Here is an 18,399-nt window from a genome sequence, read left to right as displayed (position 1 = left end):
ATTGGGCATCATGCTGTCCGCTCTTGAGGAGGAAATTTACCCCTTACTTTACCACATAGGCACATAGAATTGAACTTTTGGTGGTCTTCGTGACTTTGTGGTTTACTATCTAAGGCAGTTAATGTCCTCGAAGAAGGTTGCCTATTTCTTAGCTTTTCTAAGGTTCCTTAGATGATAAACCGATGTGCTGATTAATTAGATTTAACCGCTACCAGCGACATTTCCTTTTCCTTGCCCCTTAGTTTAATAGAGCCTAAGAGCTGGGTGCTGTAGTTTTTGGCCAGTTTGAGCTCGTCCATCAAGTCGATAGAAACGATCAGTTCTTCTTGAAATTCCTTGCACATGCCCTGAATTCGGCTGGTGGTATTGAGTACATCGCCAGAATAGGTAATGTCTCTTTTGATGATGCCCACTTCGCCTGCCACTACCTGTCCGCAATGGATCCCGGCTTTAAAAGATGGCAATAGCTTATATTTTTCGAGGTATTTGGCTTGTAGGCTGTTCAGGTGTTCCTTGATATCAAAGAAACATTTGATGCATTTGTTGTTGGCAATGCCATCGGTCTGGCGCCAGGCAATGACTACTTCGTCGCCCACATACTGATAGATTTCACCTTTGTTGTCGAGGATGGGATTGGTAATATCTGTAAACAGGTCTTTGAGCAGTTCATGGTATTTCTTGTCGCCCATTTTTTCGGCAATAGCAGTTGAAGAATTAAGGTCAAGAAACATAAAAATCCTTGATTCTACTTTTGGCGTATTGTATTTCCCACGGATAATATCCCAGAATATTCCTTGTCCGAATTTGCTGTTCACCTGAAGCAACAATTGCGTAAGCGAAACCACCACGGCCCAAACGATGCCGTTTTTCTGAAACCGCTTGATATCCCCCATGGAGAAAAAACCGAGGATTTCATTAACGATCACAATGACGCACAGGAACGATACAGCTACGATAAAAAAGGTATAGGCATAAGGCTTGTCGTTGTATTTTACATTAACAAAGAATACCAAAAGACTGCCACCCAATAAGGCGCCAAAGATCCCAATGGTCATATTTAATAAGATGGACGAAAACAGCGAATAATTGGGTGCAAAGCCTAAAGAATGATTGGTTTGCAAAACCATGTGCTCATAAACCGCAATAACCGCCCCAATAATCATCCAGCAAATGATGATCACAATGAGCTGCTTCAGCTTATATTGGGTTCTGCGGTTCATGTGAACTAAGTTATTTACTTTTTTTTGGACTCAAACAAATATATTTTGTTGGGCCACGTAGTGTGCGATTGCATTGATTTGGAGCGGCTTAAAAAATAATTCGAATGAATTTCACATGATAATGGAAAAAAATATCTAAAATTGATTCCTTGATTTAAGAATTCCTATTGATCGGGTTATTTTACTAATGACTGAGAAGCTTGTACTTAACGACCCTGAATTGACTGAACTGCTCAAAAACGACGATCAGGAAGCTTTTACCATCATCTATAATGCCTATTGGAAAACACTATTTCGCACGGCATACCATATTTTAAACGACAAATCGGTCGCCGAGGATATCGTGCAAAACGTGTTTGTAAGCTTATGGAATAGACGAAAAGAAACAACGATCCTGAATCTGAAAGCTTACCTGCAACAGGCTACCCGTTTTAGCGTATATCAGGCCATCCGTGATAAAAAACATGACGATTCTTTTTACGAGCGTCTGGCTTTGGTTACCGCCGATATCATCACAGATAATCCGTTGCTGTTTAAAGAGCAACAAGAACTGCTGCAAAAAATCATTGATTCATTGCCTGAAGATTGCAAGACTGCATTCCGCTTGAGTCGCGAAGAAAATATGACCTACAAACAAATCGCGGCCTTGCTGAATATCTCCGAAAAAACCGTCGAAAAACGCTTGAGCAAATCCCTCAAACATATTCGCGAAGGACTGAGCCTGAGTGTTTGCATTGCGGTACTCACCAAAGTATTAGATTAATCATTCTTTGCGACAAGAAAGCCATCTCCTAATTAGAAAAGCAGGGGCTTGGCGGCGATTAATGCCAGTCCTTCTTTCCGCTTTAATCTTTTTTGTGAAAGAACAAAAAAGGATGCCGCTTCAATAAGGTTTATAAAACAATGTGTGTGCAATCTAAACTTCGCAGCAAAGACTTTCAACGGGTTTAAAAAATATTTTCAATTTACCGTAGGGTACCGGGCTCTTTTTTACACTTAGTTAAAACGGCCCAATGGAAAAGCAGCATTTCTTAAATTTAGTAGACAAATACCTCCGCGGTAAGAGCACGCCAGCAGAACAAGCGCTGTTGGAAGAATATTACAAAAGGTTAGATGAAATTTCTCCGTTGCAATTGACCGAAGAAGAAGAGAATGTGTCGAAAGAATTAATCCTGCAAAAAATTAGCGCGAGTATTGGTACGGCAACACCTGAATTAAAAATAAATCCCAAGCGTTCTTATCAAATCTGGTATGCAGCGGCAGCGATCCTGCTCATATTAGGTATTGGCAGCTATTTTATGCGCTCTCCTAAGGACCAAGCGCCAGTTAACCAGGGAACCCTTGCACAAAAAGAGCAGATCCAACCAGGGTCGAACAAAGCGGTACTTACCTTGAGCAATGGAAAGCAAATTACCTTAACAGACGCAAATAATGGACTTTTAGCCAGTCAGGGCGAAACCCAGGTAATCAAAAAAGCCAATGGAGAATTGACCTACCAAACTCAAAACAATGCATCTGGAATAGATGATCCGGTAACATACAACACCATTACTACCCCAAAAGGTGGCCAGTATCAGGTGGTGCTGGAAGATGGGAGCAAAGTTTTGCTGAATGCGGCCTCTTCGCTAACCTATCCTACGGTGTTTAAAGGCAAGTATAGAAATATTGAACTTAAGGGCGAAGGCTATTTTGAAGTGGCGAAAAACAAGACAATGCCATTTGTGGTGAAAGCCAACGATGTAGAGGTGCGCGTTCTCGGAACCCACTTTAACATCTCGGCCTACGCTGATGATCAAAATATGGCCACGACCTTAATTGAAGGCTCGGTGAGCTTGAATAAGGGAAGGGCAACAACCCTACTCAAACCGGGGCAACAAGGAATTACCCGACCTGATTTTAATGGAATTGTGGTACAAAACGCCAACATAGAACAGGTGATGGGCTGGGTAAACGGAAACTTTGTATTCAGAGATTTGAACATCAAAGAAGTGATGAAAATTGTAGGCAGATGGTATGACGTTGAAGTAGAATACCGTGGCAATGTCCAGTCCAAAAAATTTGGAGGCATCACTTCCAGACAAGGCAACATTAAAGAAATGCTTGATTATATGAAAAAAACGGGCGGTGTGAACTATAAAATAGAAGGAAGGAGGGTTATTCTTACAAACTAAACAAAACGGGTAGGAATAACAGAAAGCCAGGAGTGTACCACCACCCCTGGCCGAACAGCTTTTAAGCTGCTGTTAAGATTCCTATATGATCACTTTCAATTAACCAAATATTTACGAAACCTAACAACCAAATGTATAAAAATTCTACTGCAATTAAATGCGGGAGGCGTTCCTATATTCACTCCAAATTATTGCTGATTATGAGACTATCCTACTTCATATGCCTGATTTCTTTCATGCAGGTTAGTGCTTCCTCGGTTGCTCAAAAAATTACTTTAGAGAAAAAGAACGCCCCACTCAAAGAAATACTAAATGACATCCATCGCCAGAGCGGCTATAGTATTTTCTATGATGTTGATTTAATCAATAAGGCCAAACAGGTTGATATTTCTGTTAAAGATGCGCCGTTAAGCGAAGCTTTGGAAAAATGTTTTCTTGGGCAGCCCTTTAGCTACCAGATCGATAAAAAAACAATTTTGGTCACGCCAAAAACTTCTTCCGATCCGCCAATGCGGCTCATCACCATCACAGGCAAGATCAGAGACCAAGAAAACCAGCCTTTGTCCAATGCCACGATCAAAGTAAAAAATGCCCAACTCACCAGTTTTAGCGATATAGACGGGCTTTATAAGATAGCGGTCCCCGATCAAAATGCAGTGCTTGTTTTTTCGATGATCGGCTTCGAAACCCAAGAAATACCTGTAGGCTCAAAAACCATAATTGATGTCGTTTTAAAAGCACAAAACACCAATTTAAGCGATGTGGTTATTGTGGGCTACGGAACTGTAAAAAGAACGGATTTAACGGGCTCGGTGGCCGAGGTTAATATGGGAGATTTTAACAAAGCTTCTATCAAATCTTTTGACGAAGCTCTTGCCGGCAGGGTTGCTGGGGTAGCTGTTTCTGGAAACGATGGACAGCCTGGGGCAATAAATAACATCGTGATCCGGGGATACGGCTCTATCACCCAAGATAATTCTCCTTTATACGTAGTTGACGGCTTTCCAATGGAAGACGGAATGAACAATTCCATCAATCCGGCAGACATCGAAACGATCAATATCCTCAAAGATGCTTCGTCAACGGCCATTTATGGGGCAAGGGGAGCCAATGGCGTAGTGATCATCACCACCAAAAAGGGAAAAATCGGCCTGCCCGTGATTACTTTCAATGCCTATTATGGTGTACAAAACATTGCCAAGAAAATGGATTTGCTCAGTCCGTACGAGTTTGTTAAATATCAGCTGGAACTTAATCCAACGTTAGCCCCGCTTACTTATTTAACTAATGGAAAAACCCTAGAATCTTATCGGAATGCTCAAGGAATAGATCTGCAGGATCACATCTACCAAGCAGCGCCCATGCAAAATTATGCACTCTCGCTAAGGGGTGGCAACGACAAAACAAAATATGCCATTTCGGGAAATGTATTCGATCAAAGCGGCATTGTGATCAATTCTGGTTTCCATCGCTATCAAGGCCGAATGAACCTAGATCAAACCATCAGCAAAAACCTAAAGGCAAGTGTCAACATCAATTACAGCAATAGCAAATCTTCAGGTGTAAACCCTGCAGAACCTGGATCCAATACTTCCTACAGCAATAATCTTTTTTATTCTGTTTGGGGCTACAGACCGGTTACTGGCAACGATGATAACGGTGATTTGTTGGATGAGCTGATCGACCCCGCCTTGGCTGGCAATACTTTTGGCGATTATCGGGTTAACCCTATCATCTCTACCAAAAACCAGATCCAAAACGTCATTACCGATAACCTGATTGCCAATGGCTTTATAGATTATACCATTATTCCCAACCTGAGTTTGCGCATCGCGGGTGGCGTAACCAGAAACACAATAAGGTCGGAAGGCTTTTATAACTCCAAAACCAGCCGGGGAAGCATTTATAGTGCTATTGGTGTAAACGGCTATATTTATACCGCCCCCACCAACTCATGGCTCAATGAAAATACCTTAACCTATAAAAAAGCCTTAAAGAGCGGCCATAACTTCACCGTATTGGCTGGTTACACCATGCAGGCCTTAAACTCGGCCCGTAGCGGCTTTAGCGCCACGCAGGTGCCCAACGAATCACTTGGATTGGATGGTTTAGACCAATCGTCAACGTTAGCAGCAGTATCGCAAAGCTCAAGATGGGGATTATCTTCTTTTTTGGGCCGGATCAACTACGATTACAAATCAAAATACCTCGTAACGGCCTCGATCCGTTCGGATGGGTCTTCTAAGTTTGCCCCCGGTCACCGCTGGGGAACATTCCCTTCAGGATCCATCGCCTGGAACATGGGCAGAGAGTCCTTTTTGTCAAAATTCAAATTCATTTCAGAAGCCAAGCTTCGCGTGAGCTATGGCTTAACGGGTAACAACAGAATTGGCGATTTTAGCTACTTATCCCAATTGCTTTTAGGTCCAGGCCCAGCCTATTCCTACAACAACGGCACGGCTTCTACCGGTGCCCAGCTTTTATCTATAGGCAATCCCGACTTAAAGTGGGAAACCACTGCCCATACCAATATCGGCTATGACCTGAGCTTGTTTAACAACCGGATCAATTTAACGGCCGATGTATACAGAAAAACCACCAAAGACTTGTTGTTGCTGGCCAATCTACCTTATACGCTGGGGATTGGTTCGGCCTATAAAAATGTGGGAAAAGTGAAGAACGAGGGACTGGAACTTTCGTTAACTACGGTAAATATCAGTAACAAAGATTTCATTTGGAAAACCAATTTTAACATCAGTTTCAACAGAAATAAGGTTTTGGAATTGGCCGAAAACCAGCAGGAAATCTTAAGTCCTGTATTGTTTGATTTCTCCTACAATTCGCTATTTGCCTATACGGCGCAGTTAGGACAGCCTATCGCGCAGATGCGTGGCTATAAATGGGAAGGCGTTTATCAGTACAGCGATTTCGATCAGCCTACGCCAGGCAATTATGTGCTGAAAAGCAATGTAACAACGAATGGCACAGCCAGGGCAAATATTAAGCCGGGCGATATCAAATACAAAGACTTGAACGGCGATTTGGTAGTGAATGCATCCGATATTACTACCATTGGCAGAGGCATACCCATCCATACCGGAGGTTTTGTAAACGATTTTACCTATAAAAACTTCGACCTGAACGTCTTTTTCCAATGGTCGTATGGCAACGACCTGATTAATGCCAATCGATTGGTGTTTGAAGGCAATGGCAAAAACACCTTGTACCTCAACCAGTTTGCCAATTGGAGCGAGCGTTGGCAATCTGATAATCCATCCAATACGTTGTTTAGAACTGGCGGACAAGGGCCCTTTGCCTACTCGAGCAGGGTGATTGAAGATGGATCTTATTTGAGGCTGAAAACCGTTACACTCGGCTATAAACTGGATGAAAAATTTGCGAAGAAATTGAAGATCCAGTCGCTCCGGGTATTTGCATCTGCGCAAAATCTCGTAACCTGGACTAATTATTCGGGTCCAGATCCTGAAGTGTCTATTCGCAACTCGGCTTTAACGCCAGGCTTTGACTATTCGGCCTATCCTCGTCCCAGAACCTTAACCTTTGGATTAAATCTTATTTTTTAACCTGAACATCATGAAGAAAATATTTATTATCCTCTTTGCAGTGTTGTCTTTTCATACTTCCTGCCAAAAAATATTGGATACCAAACCAACCGATTTTATTGATCCAGACGCTTTTTACTCAAATGCCGCCAATTTGCAGATTGCACTCAATGGCATTTATTCGCAATTGATCGATGCCGATTGCTATGGCAACAATTACCTCTATCTATTCAATAGCAATACCGACGAATCTTATGGCTTTAGTGTCGATTTGGTGGCTTCCTATCAATATGGTCCTACAGATGCCAAGGTGAACTTGCTTTGGAACAGCAGCTACATCGGTATCGAACGTGCAAATATGCTCTTGGCCAATATCAATAAGCCCACTATGGACGAAACAAAAAGAGGAATCATCAAAGGCGAAGCACTATTTCTAAGGGCTTACTTCTATTTCTTGCTGGTAAGCAATTATGGCGATGTTCCTTTAAAATTGACCCCCACCACTTCTGTAAATGATGTAGACTTGGCCAGAACACCCACCAAAGAAGTGTATGAGCAAATTGTAAAAGACATGACTACGGCAGAAACCCTGTTGCAAACACAAACGGCAACCTCTCTAGGTTATGGTGGCAAAGTAACCAAAACGGCTGTGGAGGGCATGTTGGCCAGGGTATGTTTATACATGGCGGGCTTTCCATTAAACCAAACCGAAAAATATGGAGAAGCCTTGTCATGGGCTAAAAAAGTAATCGATTCAAAAGAACATGCCTTAAATCCGGATTATAGCCAGATCTTCTTAAACTATGCCACCAACAAATACGACATCAAAGAAAGCATTTGGGAATTGGAATTTTTTAGAGACAACAACGGCTTTGCCAACAAAGGCGGAACCTACGCGGGCAGGTTCTGCGGCATTAGGTGCTACGATACTTCTTTAGGCTACAGTACGGGCAGCGTTGTGGCCACCAGAAAACTGTTCGATCTTTATCAGCTTAACCCAAGCAGTACCACTACCCCTAACAAGGCCTCGTATGATTTGCGTCGTGACTGGAACTGCGCGAACTACACCTATGGTACAGCAGCTGTGGCAAAGAAAGCAACAGTGACCAATGTATGGCAGATGTGTGCCGGAAAATGGCGCAGGGAGTACGAAGATGTGTTGCCTAAAAACTCGAATTATACACCTCAGAATTTCCCAATGTTGAGGTACAGCGATGTGCTTTTGATGTTTGCCGAAGCAGAAAATGAAGTAAACGGACCTAGCACCATCGCCTATGATGCGATTAATCAGGTTCGTACAAGGGCTTATGGTTTGTTGCTGCCTGTGCCACCGGTACCGGGGGTAAATGCGAAGCTTGCAACCGGTTTAAATAAGGACCAATTTCGGACCGCTATCAAAGACGAAAGATCGAGAGAACTTTGTTTTGAAGGCTTAAGAAGATTGGACCTGATCCGTTGGGGCAATTTTGTTGGCGATATGAAAACCTTTTTAAATTATGCCATCGCCAATGGCGGCAACAATACCACCATCACTACGGCAGCAAGGATGGTAACCGACAGAAACCTGCGCCTGCCTATTCCAAGCTACGACCTTTCCCTAAACAAACTTTTAACCCAAAATCCTGGATATTAATCATGAAGATCAATCATACACGAAGTGGGAAGATTATTCCTGCTGTCATCTTTATTGCCTTAGTTTTTTTATTAAGTCCTGTCATGCTTTTCGGGCAGCAAACGCCTATCACTATCGAACAAAAAGTGCCTGGAAATATCTTTTACGAAAGCGATCAAAAAGGATTTGTAATCCACAGCACAGCTGACTCCATCAACTGGGCCTGCTATAACTTTTGGGACCAGCAAATACTTTCCGGAAAAAGAGCTGTCTATGCAGATACCGTGCAACTTAATGTGCAACCCAACAAGCTTGGCTGGTTTAAGTTGACCATTCAGGCCAGAAAAAATGGTGCCAATACAGGTTACAAAGAAACCTCGTTTGCCATTGTTTCCAATTTCGATTTGGGTACAGTTAGCCAATCTGCTTTTATCGGCCAAACGCATGCCTGGCAAAATACCGACATCCTGATTCCGATTGCCAAGAAATTGGGCGTCAAATATGTGCGCGATGCGATAAGATGGGATGCCATAGAAAAGCAGAAAGGAGTTTATACCTTCAGTGCCAAAGAAGATGGCTTCATTTCGCAACTCGCATCGAACGGTCTCAAGCCTTACCTGGTTTGTGCCTTGTATAACCCACTTTACGATAACGGAAAGGCGCCGGTAAGCACAGAAGGCAAGCTGGCATTTGCCAATTATGTCAAGCAATTGCTCACCAAATATCCGAGCATTGAAAATATAGAAATCTGGAACGAGCCGGATATCGGTACTTTTTCGCAGGGATTGACCACCGAAGATCAAAAAACAACTTTTTATTATAACCTTTTAAAAGCTTCTTATGATGAGGTTCATCCAACTTTTCCAAATGTGAAAATTATAGGAATGGTGGTAAGCGATTTGGCTACGGAGAGTTTTTTAAATAAAATTCTACAAAAAGGTGCCTTGAGTTCAATGAACGAGTACGCTTTTCACTCTTATATCCCGGTTCCAGAATCTATTGTTGTGGACCTCGATAAGCAAAAAAATGCCATCAGAGCGCATAACAACAACAACCTGATTCCGATTAACCTTTCAGAAACGGGCTTTACCACTTTTACCTTCACAGAAAAAGAACAGGCCAATAATTTACCAAGAAGAATTGTCAACTCTTTGGCCAATGGAATCCAAAAAATAGGCATTTATAACCTGCAGAATAAATCGATCATTCATGATTCTGAGGGCGAATTTGGCTTAATCAGGCATCAGGATGATACTTTGGGCGCTTACGTGCCAAAACCTGGTTTTGCAACCTATGCGGCTTTAACACGCCAATTATCGGGCGCAACATTTGTTGAAGAAGAACAGCTATCGCCGGGTTTGATCAACTCCTATAAATTTACAAAGGGCAGCAGCGAAATCAGGGTCATGTACTCGCTTTCTGGCACCGGAGTTCGACTTTACACGGCATCGCCCACACTCGAAGTAGTCGATGTTATGGGCAACAGCACCACTTACAATGTAGTAAACGACACTGTTTCTATCAGGCTCGATGCCAATCCTGTGTACATCAAAGGGAACTTAAAAACACCTTTCGCCGAAGAAAAAGTGATGAATCCAAGCGGACCTATCGATTTAAAATATGGCTTCTATATTGGTGGGTATACCGAAATAACCAATGATAGCATCGCGGCAGCCAAATGGATCACTGCAGTAGCCGATATTGTAGGCCACGACGGAAAAAGAACAAGGACGGTGGCTAAGCCTGCTGTACAAAGCAAGGCCACATGGAAGGCCGCCATTACCGTTGGCGGAAACTATAAAATTTCAGCTTATCTTCCGGCCAATGCCACCCTCAATGCCTACACTACGCCACAGGCAAAATACACCATTTTTATAGGCGGAACAGCTGCGGGTTCGATCATTGTTAATCAGTTTACACAGCAGGGAACTTGGGTTGATTTAGGCACTTATCAACTGCCAAGAGGAATCCATAACTATGTGGAACTTACCGATAATCTTCCGGCTCACGACCGTCCATTACGTGCCGATGTTTTAAAATTCACCTTAATCCCGTAACCATGAAGATGATTTCGCTTAAACAACTGACGCTCGTTTTGATAATCCTGCTATTGAACAGCTATGCAGCAATGGCGCAAAAACCAGACGCCTATACGGTAGATGTTTGCATTTATGGTGGAAATTCCGCAGGTGTGATGGCCGCTTACAGTGCCAAAAAAATGGGCAAAACGGTTTTGTTAATAGAGCCCGGCAAAAACTTAGGAGGCCTGTCATCTGGTGGCTTAGGTTTTACAGATATTGGAAATAAATATGTGGTAACTGGTCTTGCGAAAGATTTTTACCGCAGGATTGGAACTCATTATGGAAAGCTGGAACAATGGGTTTTTGAACCACATGTGGCCGAAGCTACTTTTAACGGCTATATCGACCGGGCAAAAGTAGAGGTGTTGTACGAATACAGACTTGCTGCGGTGACCAAAAAGGAAAATGCCATTCAATTGATTACGGTCGAGCCCACTTCAAATACTGCGCTCAAAAATAAAACGGTTAATGCCAAGGTATTTATAGATTGCAGCTATGAGGGCGATTTAATGGCCAAGGCAAATGTTTCCTATACTGTTGGCCGCGAGTCGAATTCGACCTATAACGAAACCTACAATGGCGTTCAATTATTAGATGGCCATCAATTTCCAGATCACATTGATCCTTATCTTGTGCGAGGTGATTCGACCAGTGGACTGATCTGGGGCATTAATAAGGGCAAGCTGATGCCTCGTGGCTCAGGCGATCGCAAAGTCCAGTCATATAACTATAGGATTTGCTTAACAGACGATCCGCAAAACCGTATCACCATTACCAAACCAGCAGGATATGACAGCACGCGTTATGAGCTGTTGTTGAGATTGATGGAAAAGCAAAAAAATAGCCTGAGCCTGAATGATTATTTTATTTGGAGCGAAATGCCAAACCGTAAAACGGATATCAATAACCGGAACGGATTTTCTACAGATATGATCGGCACCAATCACGCCTATCCAGATGGAAATTATTCATCGAGAAAAAAATACATTGATGACCTTACTTCCTATACCAAAGGACTGCTTTACTTCTTAGGACATGATTTGAGAGTACCTGTTGAACTGAGGAAACAGCTATTGCAATGGGGCTATCCGAAAGATGAATATAAGGGCAATGGCAATTGGTCGTTTCAGCCTTACATCCGCGAAGCGAGAAGAATGGTGAGCGATTACATCATGACCGAAAACAACTGTACCGCAAAGGCTGTGGTTACTGATGGAATTGCTTTGGCCGCCTACAATATGGATTCGCATAACACCGATCGCTTGGTGGTTGATGGCATGGTGAAAAACGAGGGCAATGTCGAAATTCCTGATATTGTTCCTTATCCGATTAGCTACAAATCAATCGTACCGAAAGAAAAAGAATGCAGCAATTTATTTGTGCCAGTTTGTTTATCTGCCAGCCATATCGCCTATGGTTCTATTCGCATGGAACCTGTGTTTATGGTCCTTTCGCAAGTAGCGGGTGTGGCCGCCAGCATGGCCATTGATCAGGCAGTTGCCGTACAGCAAGTCGATTATAAAAAAATTAACGAAAAGCTGCTCAAAGATCCTTTATTGGATGGTAGTATTCCCGATTTTATGATCGATAACCTCTCGCCAATGGTGAAGACAGAAGGGAACTGGGACCTCAAACCAGGCCATATCTTTGGTCCAAATGCGCTTTTCAATAACAAACAAGATCAGGTTGCAACAGTTACTTTTAGTGCAAGCGACTTAAAAAGTGGCGAGTATGAGGTTTTTAGCTACTATCCGGTGCTGGAAGGTGCTTCTAATGTAACTTCTGTGCAGGTTTTTGATGGTGAAAAAAGCCACAATCACAGCATTGTTAAATCTGAGATCAAAGTAGTTGGACAAACCTCAGGTGAATGGGTTTCTTTGGGCAAATACCACATCAAAGATGGCGCTAAGCCCTATGTGCGCATCAGCAACCTTAAAGCTGATGGAATTGTGATTGCAGACGCAGTATTGTTTAAGCCTTTGGAAAGCAAAAAATGATGAATGCTGTTGGATTTTATCGAGATTATTAAGCAAAAAACCACCGAACAGGTGGTTTTTTGCTTGTTATACCATTTGAAATTTTAAGTATAAGTTAATGCGTTATTATTAAGGATTGAAATTGCATTGTTCGCAAGCTCATCCGTTAAGCCAACCAACGAACTCGTTAAAACCAAATGCTCTTTTAGATGGTCTGGAAGTGCATTTAAGGATTTGTCATCGTCCAAAATCACAAAATGTTCATCTAAATGCTGATTCGATCCATACCAATCTAGGATCTCTTGCTTTCTATTTAAGTTTGAATATTGATCAGTTAGTCTATCAATTCGATCTATTGCTATACCTCTAAGCTTAAATATTTCAAGCCATTGTTGTACATCATAATTTGATTTGTGAGATGTAGTTAATAGAATACTAGCATTAGTCTCAAAAATAATTTTATTGAGTGCATTAACAGACTTCATACTGAATGCTGAAAAGCCATCATTAAGAAATTCTGGTCTTTTCCAAGAGTTAGCAGGAACCATTACGCCGTCTATGTCTAACAATATCAGCATGATACAAATTTAAGAATTATTTTGCAAAGCGTTTGACAATACCTACATCATATTCCAACAGGACTTTTACTTTACTATATTCTGTTTCTGTTTCCGCCATTCCCAAGGTGGGGTGGGATTTAGATCTTTCCACAGACCAATTTTGTGCTTTCTGGCATCGATTTCTAATTGGGCATAAAGAGAATCGTTGGAATACTTTTTGAAATGCCAGGCCATGCCTTGTTTGAGCATTTCCTGATTAACGATTTGTTTTTTATGGTTCACCACCACTGCAATGAGCCTGCGGTAACGATCATACTTCTGTCCAAAAACCACAACCTCTTTTCCAAAACACAAGTCGGCCAATGCTTTTTTGGCGTTGCTGCCGAAAGGCTGTGATTTTCTTTTCTCCGGACAATCGATATGGGCCAAGCGAACTTTGATGGTTGTATTTTTATAAAGCACTTCCATCGTATCGCCATCTATAATCCGGACTACCTTGGCTACGAAGGTTAGGTTTTTTAGCTTTGGCTGATCGTTGCTTTTGTGTTGTAAAATCGGATTCAGCAAAAGGAAAAGCAAAAAAGCTACTTTTCCCATCCACACAATGTTTTTCCGTCTTTTTTAGCTTTTTCCAAGGTTATTTTTAGGGTTTTATACGTACAGCTGCTTAGTCCACGGCAATTGGATTTAAGATGGTATTTTTTGGTTTTACCGTTGTTGCAAATATAAACATCTGTTGTTTCTTCACACTTAAGATTCATAAAGATAAACAGGAACAATAGGAGAGGTTTCATGATTTGGGGATGTTGAGCGTAATTAATTCTATTAAAGAGGGTTAAAGTGTTTAATTTCGTCAAAGAATAGAAAAAAAACGATTGTTAGGATCCAAAGAATAAATAAAATTATTGCTACAGTTTGATAGGAACCTTTTTCAGAATCCTGTTCGTCAGATCTATAATGATCATCTTTTCTATTATTAGCGTTCGAATGATAAAATGGTTTTATAGAACGATTGGTGTTTTGTGAGCCCGACAGCCTTATAATATCTGGAATCCTGAAATTGTTTTTTTCTTCTTCGAGCTTTTTCCACTGATCTTGAAGTCTTTTAGCATTTTTTTCAGGAGAAATAATTTCCTCTTTAAGTTCCTTTATGGCTGTATATAAATTTGCTTTATATTGACTAAATTGATTTTGTACGCTTTCAAAATGATTATTTATAGCTTGGACTTGTTCTCTGTCTTTTTGATTTTGCTTGGCATAGTCATCAATTAATTGCCTATTCTCCTCGATGTATTTTTTATTTGATTCGATTTGCTGATTGCCTCTGTTAATGTATTCTCTTTGGTTTTCTTCAAGCCTCAAAATTTCTCTTTCAACTTGCTCTACAGCTTGTCTAATTCGTCTTTTTCTGTCTTCTTCAATTTGTGCTTTAACAGCTTGAATTTCGCTGTCAAAATCCTGCTCGCTTTGAATAAGCTTAATTAGCTGTTTATCAAAAACAAATTTGGCAATCTCATCACTTGTGGTAAAAAAGATGGTATCGTAAACGCTAAGCAGCTCCAATGATTTTTCGAATAGCTCTGGTTTGATTCGAGTATAAACAAGCAGTTCTTTATTCGTTGGAGTAAAGCTTATTGCTTGGGCAGATTCCTTCAAATGTAAACCTAACTTATCGAAACTTCTTTTTTCTTTTGGGAGTTTAAAATTATCAGAATGATTTACCTGGATAATATTATTTTCTATGTTCCCCCTTTCGGTAATTAGATCTTTATGAAATTCATTTAGACAATTTATAGTTAAGCTTTCTTTTGCAAGCTTTTGGTGAAACAGTATGCTTGATCCAATAAATGTCCCGCCACGATCGGAATTTTTTTCTTTCGCAAATGAGTAAAGGGTGTAAGCGATTGTTTGATTTCCATCTATCAGTTGTTTTCTAATAGAATAGATAGTTGCGTTTGGAAACAGTTTTACCGCATTTGTATTTAAATCAAAGGTTTTGATTTTGTCAAAAGTAGCCTCGTTGCCATATACTAGAGTCTGTCTAAATCCATTTGGAATGCCAAATGTTCCAAAGACAATAAAATCTATATTGTTATTCATCGGTTAAGAGTTAGATATACTGAATTTGATACGTTCCCAAAAAGTTCCCTCATAATCAATATCGTATCCAGTTATGCTTTTGTAAAGCCATTTTGAGAGCAATTCAGCGGTCTGAAGATTTAAGGAAGTTAGGCGTTCTTCGCCAAAACTGCTTTTTTCGAGATTTCCAATGGTGTAATATGTTTTATTCAGTCCATAGGTATCCAATCTTTGGCTGGTCATAGGTAGGCGTTCGTTGATGAAGCTCTCTAAATGTTCTTCACTTGAAACCGATGTTGATCCTGATTTATCCCATTTTGAAATTACGAGAATGGCATTGGCCGACTTTAAACTTTTACCTTTTCTTTCTAGTTCATTTAAGAAAGTAAATATCAAGGCATCTTCTTTATGGGCCGTGTCATAGCCAGTAACTATAATAAAGTTTAACGGAATGTTTGCACTCAGATACTCTTCTATGCTGCCGTGATAGCTTCCGCCTCTTTTGATATCGTTATGATTTTCTCCAGACGTCTCTAAAAAGGTTAAATTTATAGGGTTTACTTTTTTAGATTTATTGTTAGGTTCGAAGACCAGATCAAGTCTTATAACTCTATCTCTAGTTGTCCGATTTGGCAAAGTACCCTCTCTTAATTTCTCCAAAAAATCATATAGCAAGCCTTCTGCCTCTTTGGTATTTGGCGTTCCTAGTTTTGGTCTAACGGCTCCGGCTTGAGAACTCAAATAATAAAGCATAGTCGATAAGATAACTGATTTCCCAGACTCAGATGTTCCAAAGAAGAAGACGAAGTTACTGTCTCGATCTTTGATAGAGCTGGTGTTTGGTGAAGGAGCAATAGGGACAAATGAAGGGATGTCACTACTTCTATCATTGGTAGGTACAAATGGTTTTGGGTCTTCAATATGGTTGCTGCCAAATGTTAATGGTGGTAACGCTCCTTCCTCATCAGTTGAGAAGGGTTTTAGTTCTTCGTTATTCATGATTTTTTATTTAGGGAGTAAGGTTGTTCCGCTACGTTTGCTGGTGAAAACACTTCTGGTGGTATTGCTACCTGAGGGATTTGTTACCAATAAAATGATAATCACAATCACAAAATCCAATAAAATACAGCCTGCCAATACTACAAATTGATACATTCCAAAATTTTTGATGGCATGCTCAAAAGCATAACCAATTTTTCCAACATCCTGTGTTTTGGAAAGTAAAGGCTCGAACTTGAGCTTGTCTACACCTAGAATTGACTGGGCTTTATTTCCTAATTTGTTGTACTCTGTTAAAGACTGGTCTATTAAAGCTTGAGCTATTGCGTCTTGGTCTTTTTTTGATAAGGAAAGAAAATCCTGCATTTTTTCATTCCAATGATCGACGGCTTTATTGATTTTTGATTCCAAATCTTTTTCACTGGGAGGCAAGGCGTTTAGCATGGCGTCAATTTGCTGACCCATTCTTTCAGCTAAACCTTCGTAGTCTTTTCCGGAAGCATAGAGATCGATCTTTTCTCCAGTCATTCTTTGTATATCTTGGATCAATGACATTGCCTTAATTCCAATTCCAGGATCTTTGGGGTCTTTGATCTGTTCGATTAACTGATTTTTCTTGATTTCAATATTTTGTCTCGTCCCTTTGTTAGCTATCTTGTAGCTTAATTTCGATTCAACATCTGTTTCTAATTTGTTAAAGCCCTCATTGATATCTTTTAATTCTTGTACGTAGATATCAGTTCGCATAAATCTTGTATAGAGTGCATTGAAGTTGGAAATGAAACAAAAGGAGGCGATGAAAATATAAATCCAAATTAAACCACTTGTTGAACGACCCTCGATCTTTGCGGATCTTAACATCCAACATAAGAATAGAAGTAGTAGAGAAAGCACTAGTGCAATGACAAAAGAAGCTTGCCCAAAAATTTGCTGGAGTCCAACCCAAGTTTGATAAAAACTGACACTTATTAATAGCAATGCGAGAACTGCTAAAAATAAATCGGATAAAGTAATAGGTTTAGTATTCATGTTTTATGTTTGTTTGATGGCATATTGAGATATAAGTTAAGCGTAGTTCTCTAGCGCTTGATGCAACTGAATTCTATAATTATAGATTTCGTCGATATTGTTCAAAAGCGTTTTCTCTCCGGCATCTTTGCCTTTGTGGAAAACCTCTAGGTATTTCTTCGAAGAGTTGAAATGGAAACGGCAGATCGGCTTCCTGTTATTGTCGTCGAGCAGTACGCCGAAATAAGATTGCGTGTCGCGGGGAGCAATCCTTTCCGAATTGGTTTTTTCTCTCAGAATGGCCTTTACAATTTGAAAAGCTTCCAGTTCTTCTTCGGTCGTAATGATTTTTGAAGTGTTATTGTTGTTTTCGTCGATGGATTCTACCTTCGGATCGTCCTTTTTTTGGATCTGGTCGTTAATGTTTAAGGCTGATTTAAGCCTGAGGCTAATGGATTCATTAATAGAGAGCGCTAATGCTTTTTTGGCATACTCTTTAAAAGCAAGCATCCGATTCGCAGTTAAAGTCTTATCAAAGAACCTATTCACTAATAGTTTTACAAGCTCGTCGGATGGATTATCGATCTCCTTTTCAAACTCAATCCTAATGGCCTTAATGTATTTCAAGGCCTCGGCCGAATCGAGGATGTGCTCTAAGTTGTATTCGTTCTTGGTAAAACTTTCCAATATTTTAATGGAACTATCCTTTAGGTCTTCCAGATCTATGGTTAAGAAAGGCTTTTCGTCCATAATGTTGGGCTTTTCTAAATCGGCATAGAAATTATAAACGGTGCCGTTGGTTAATACCCCAAACCTTGTTTTAGAAACATGGTAATAACGATGCAGTTGAGAATTGTGGGCATCAGCACTTTCTTTCCAATGCTTGCATTCGAAAATGAGGATAGGCTCGTCATTCTTTTTGATCACGTAGTCTACTTTTTCGCCCTTTTTGGTGCCGATATCGCAGATATGCTCAGGAATTACCTCTGTAGGGTTAAAAATATCATAGCCTAGGAGTTGGATAAAAGGCATTACAAAGGCATTTTTGGTAGCTTCTTCGGTGTTGATCTGGTCTTTTAGTCCAACTACCCTTTGGTGAAGCTGTTCGAGTTTAAGTTTAAGGTCCATGA

General features: G+C 40.6%; 13 protein-coding genes. 6 read left to right on the top strand and 7 right to left on the bottom strand.

From position 1 onward, the window contains the following. Positions 1-191: 191 nt before the first annotated feature. Positions 192-1,220, bottom strand: a complete 1,029-nt coding sequence (locus tag AC570H_RS17205) for an adenylate/guanylate cyclase domain-containing protein (RefSeq protein ID WP_497357071.1) — start codon at positions 1,218-1,220, stop codon at positions 192-194. A gap of 187 nt (positions 1,221-1,407) precedes the next feature. On the opposite strand from AC570H_RS17205, the gene AC570H_RS17200 reads away from it, so the two are divergent. From AC570H_RS17200 to AC570H_RS17175, 6 genes are all read left to right on the top strand, one after another. After that, entirely contained in the window at positions 1,408-1,983 is a 576-nt protein-coding gene (locus AC570H_RS17200) for an RNA polymerase sigma factor (RefSeq protein ID WP_497357069.1), read from the top strand. Positions 1,984-2,233: 250 nt separating this feature from the next. After that, positions 2,234-3,391, top strand: a complete 1,158-nt coding sequence (locus tag AC570H_RS17195) for a FecR family protein (RefSeq protein WP_497357067.1) — start codon at positions 2,234-2,236, stop codon at positions 3,389-3,391. Between the two features lie 200 nt (positions 3,392-3,591). Further along, positions 3,592-6,975, top strand: a complete 3,384-nt coding sequence (locus AC570H_RS17190) for a TonB-dependent receptor (protein ID WP_497357065.1) — start codon at positions 3,592-3,594, stop codon at positions 6,973-6,975. Between the two features lie 10 nt (positions 6,976-6,985). Further along, positions 6,986-8,587, top strand: a complete 1,602-nt coding sequence (locus AC570H_RS17185; protein WP_497357063.1) for a RagB/SusD family nutrient uptake outer membrane protein — start codon at positions 6,986-6,988, stop codon at positions 8,585-8,587. 2 nt (positions 8,588-8,589) lie between these two features. Further along, positions 8,590-10,623, top strand: coding sequence for a golvesin C-terminal-like domain-containing protein (locus tag AC570H_RS17180; RefSeq protein ID WP_497357061.1), 2,034 nt, complete (start codon positions 8,590-8,592; stop codon positions 10,621-10,623). 2 nt (positions 10,624-10,625) lie between these two features. Next, entirely contained in the window at positions 10,626-12,644 is a 2,019-nt protein-coding gene (locus tag AC570H_RS17175; protein ID WP_497357059.1) for an FAD-dependent oxidoreductase, read from the top strand. A gap of 83 nt (positions 12,645-12,727) precedes the next feature. Here the strand turns inward: AC570H_RS17175 and AC570H_RS17170 are convergent, their stop codons facing one another. From AC570H_RS17170 to AC570H_RS17145, 6 genes are all read right to left on the bottom strand, one after another. After that, positions 12,728-13,201, bottom strand: a complete 474-nt coding sequence (locus tag AC570H_RS17170; RefSeq protein WP_497357057.1) for an HAD domain-containing protein — start codon at positions 13,199-13,201, stop codon at positions 12,728-12,730. Between the two features lie 66 nt (positions 13,202-13,267). Continuing rightward, positions 13,268-13,780, bottom strand: a complete 513-nt coding sequence (locus AC570H_RS17165; RefSeq protein WP_497357055.1) for a thermonuclease family protein — start codon at positions 13,778-13,780, stop codon at positions 13,268-13,270. A 228-nt stretch (positions 13,781-14,008) separates the two neighbouring features. After that, on the bottom strand, positions 14,009-15,283 hold the full coding sequence (locus AC570H_RS17160; protein ID WP_497357053.1) for a hypothetical protein: 1,275 nt from the start codon (positions 15,281-15,283) through the stop codon (positions 14,009-14,011). 3 nt (positions 15,284-15,286) lie between these two features. Beyond that, the gene (locus AC570H_RS17155; protein ID WP_497357051.1) at positions 15,287-16,261 is read right to left on the bottom strand and encodes a hypothetical protein; all 975 of its coding nucleotides are present in this window, start codon (positions 16,259-16,261) and stop codon (positions 15,287-15,289) included. 6 nt (positions 16,262-16,267) lie between these two features. Beyond that, positions 16,268-17,290, bottom strand: coding sequence for a hypothetical protein (locus AC570H_RS17150; RefSeq protein ID WP_497357049.1), 1,023 nt, complete (start codon positions 17,288-17,290; stop codon positions 16,268-16,270). A 36-nt stretch (positions 17,291-17,326) separates the two neighbouring features. After that, positions 17,327-18,397 (bottom strand): type I restriction endonuclease, encoded by a 1,071-nt coding sequence (locus tag AC570H_RS17145; protein WP_497357047.1) that lies wholly within the window; start codon positions 18,395-18,397, stop codon positions 17,327-17,329. Positions 18,398-18,399 lie beyond the last annotated feature (2 nt).

The sequence above is a fragment of the Pedobacter sp. B4419 genome (genome assembly GCF_059693725.1).
This window is presented reverse-complemented; position numbering and strand designations above follow the sequence as displayed.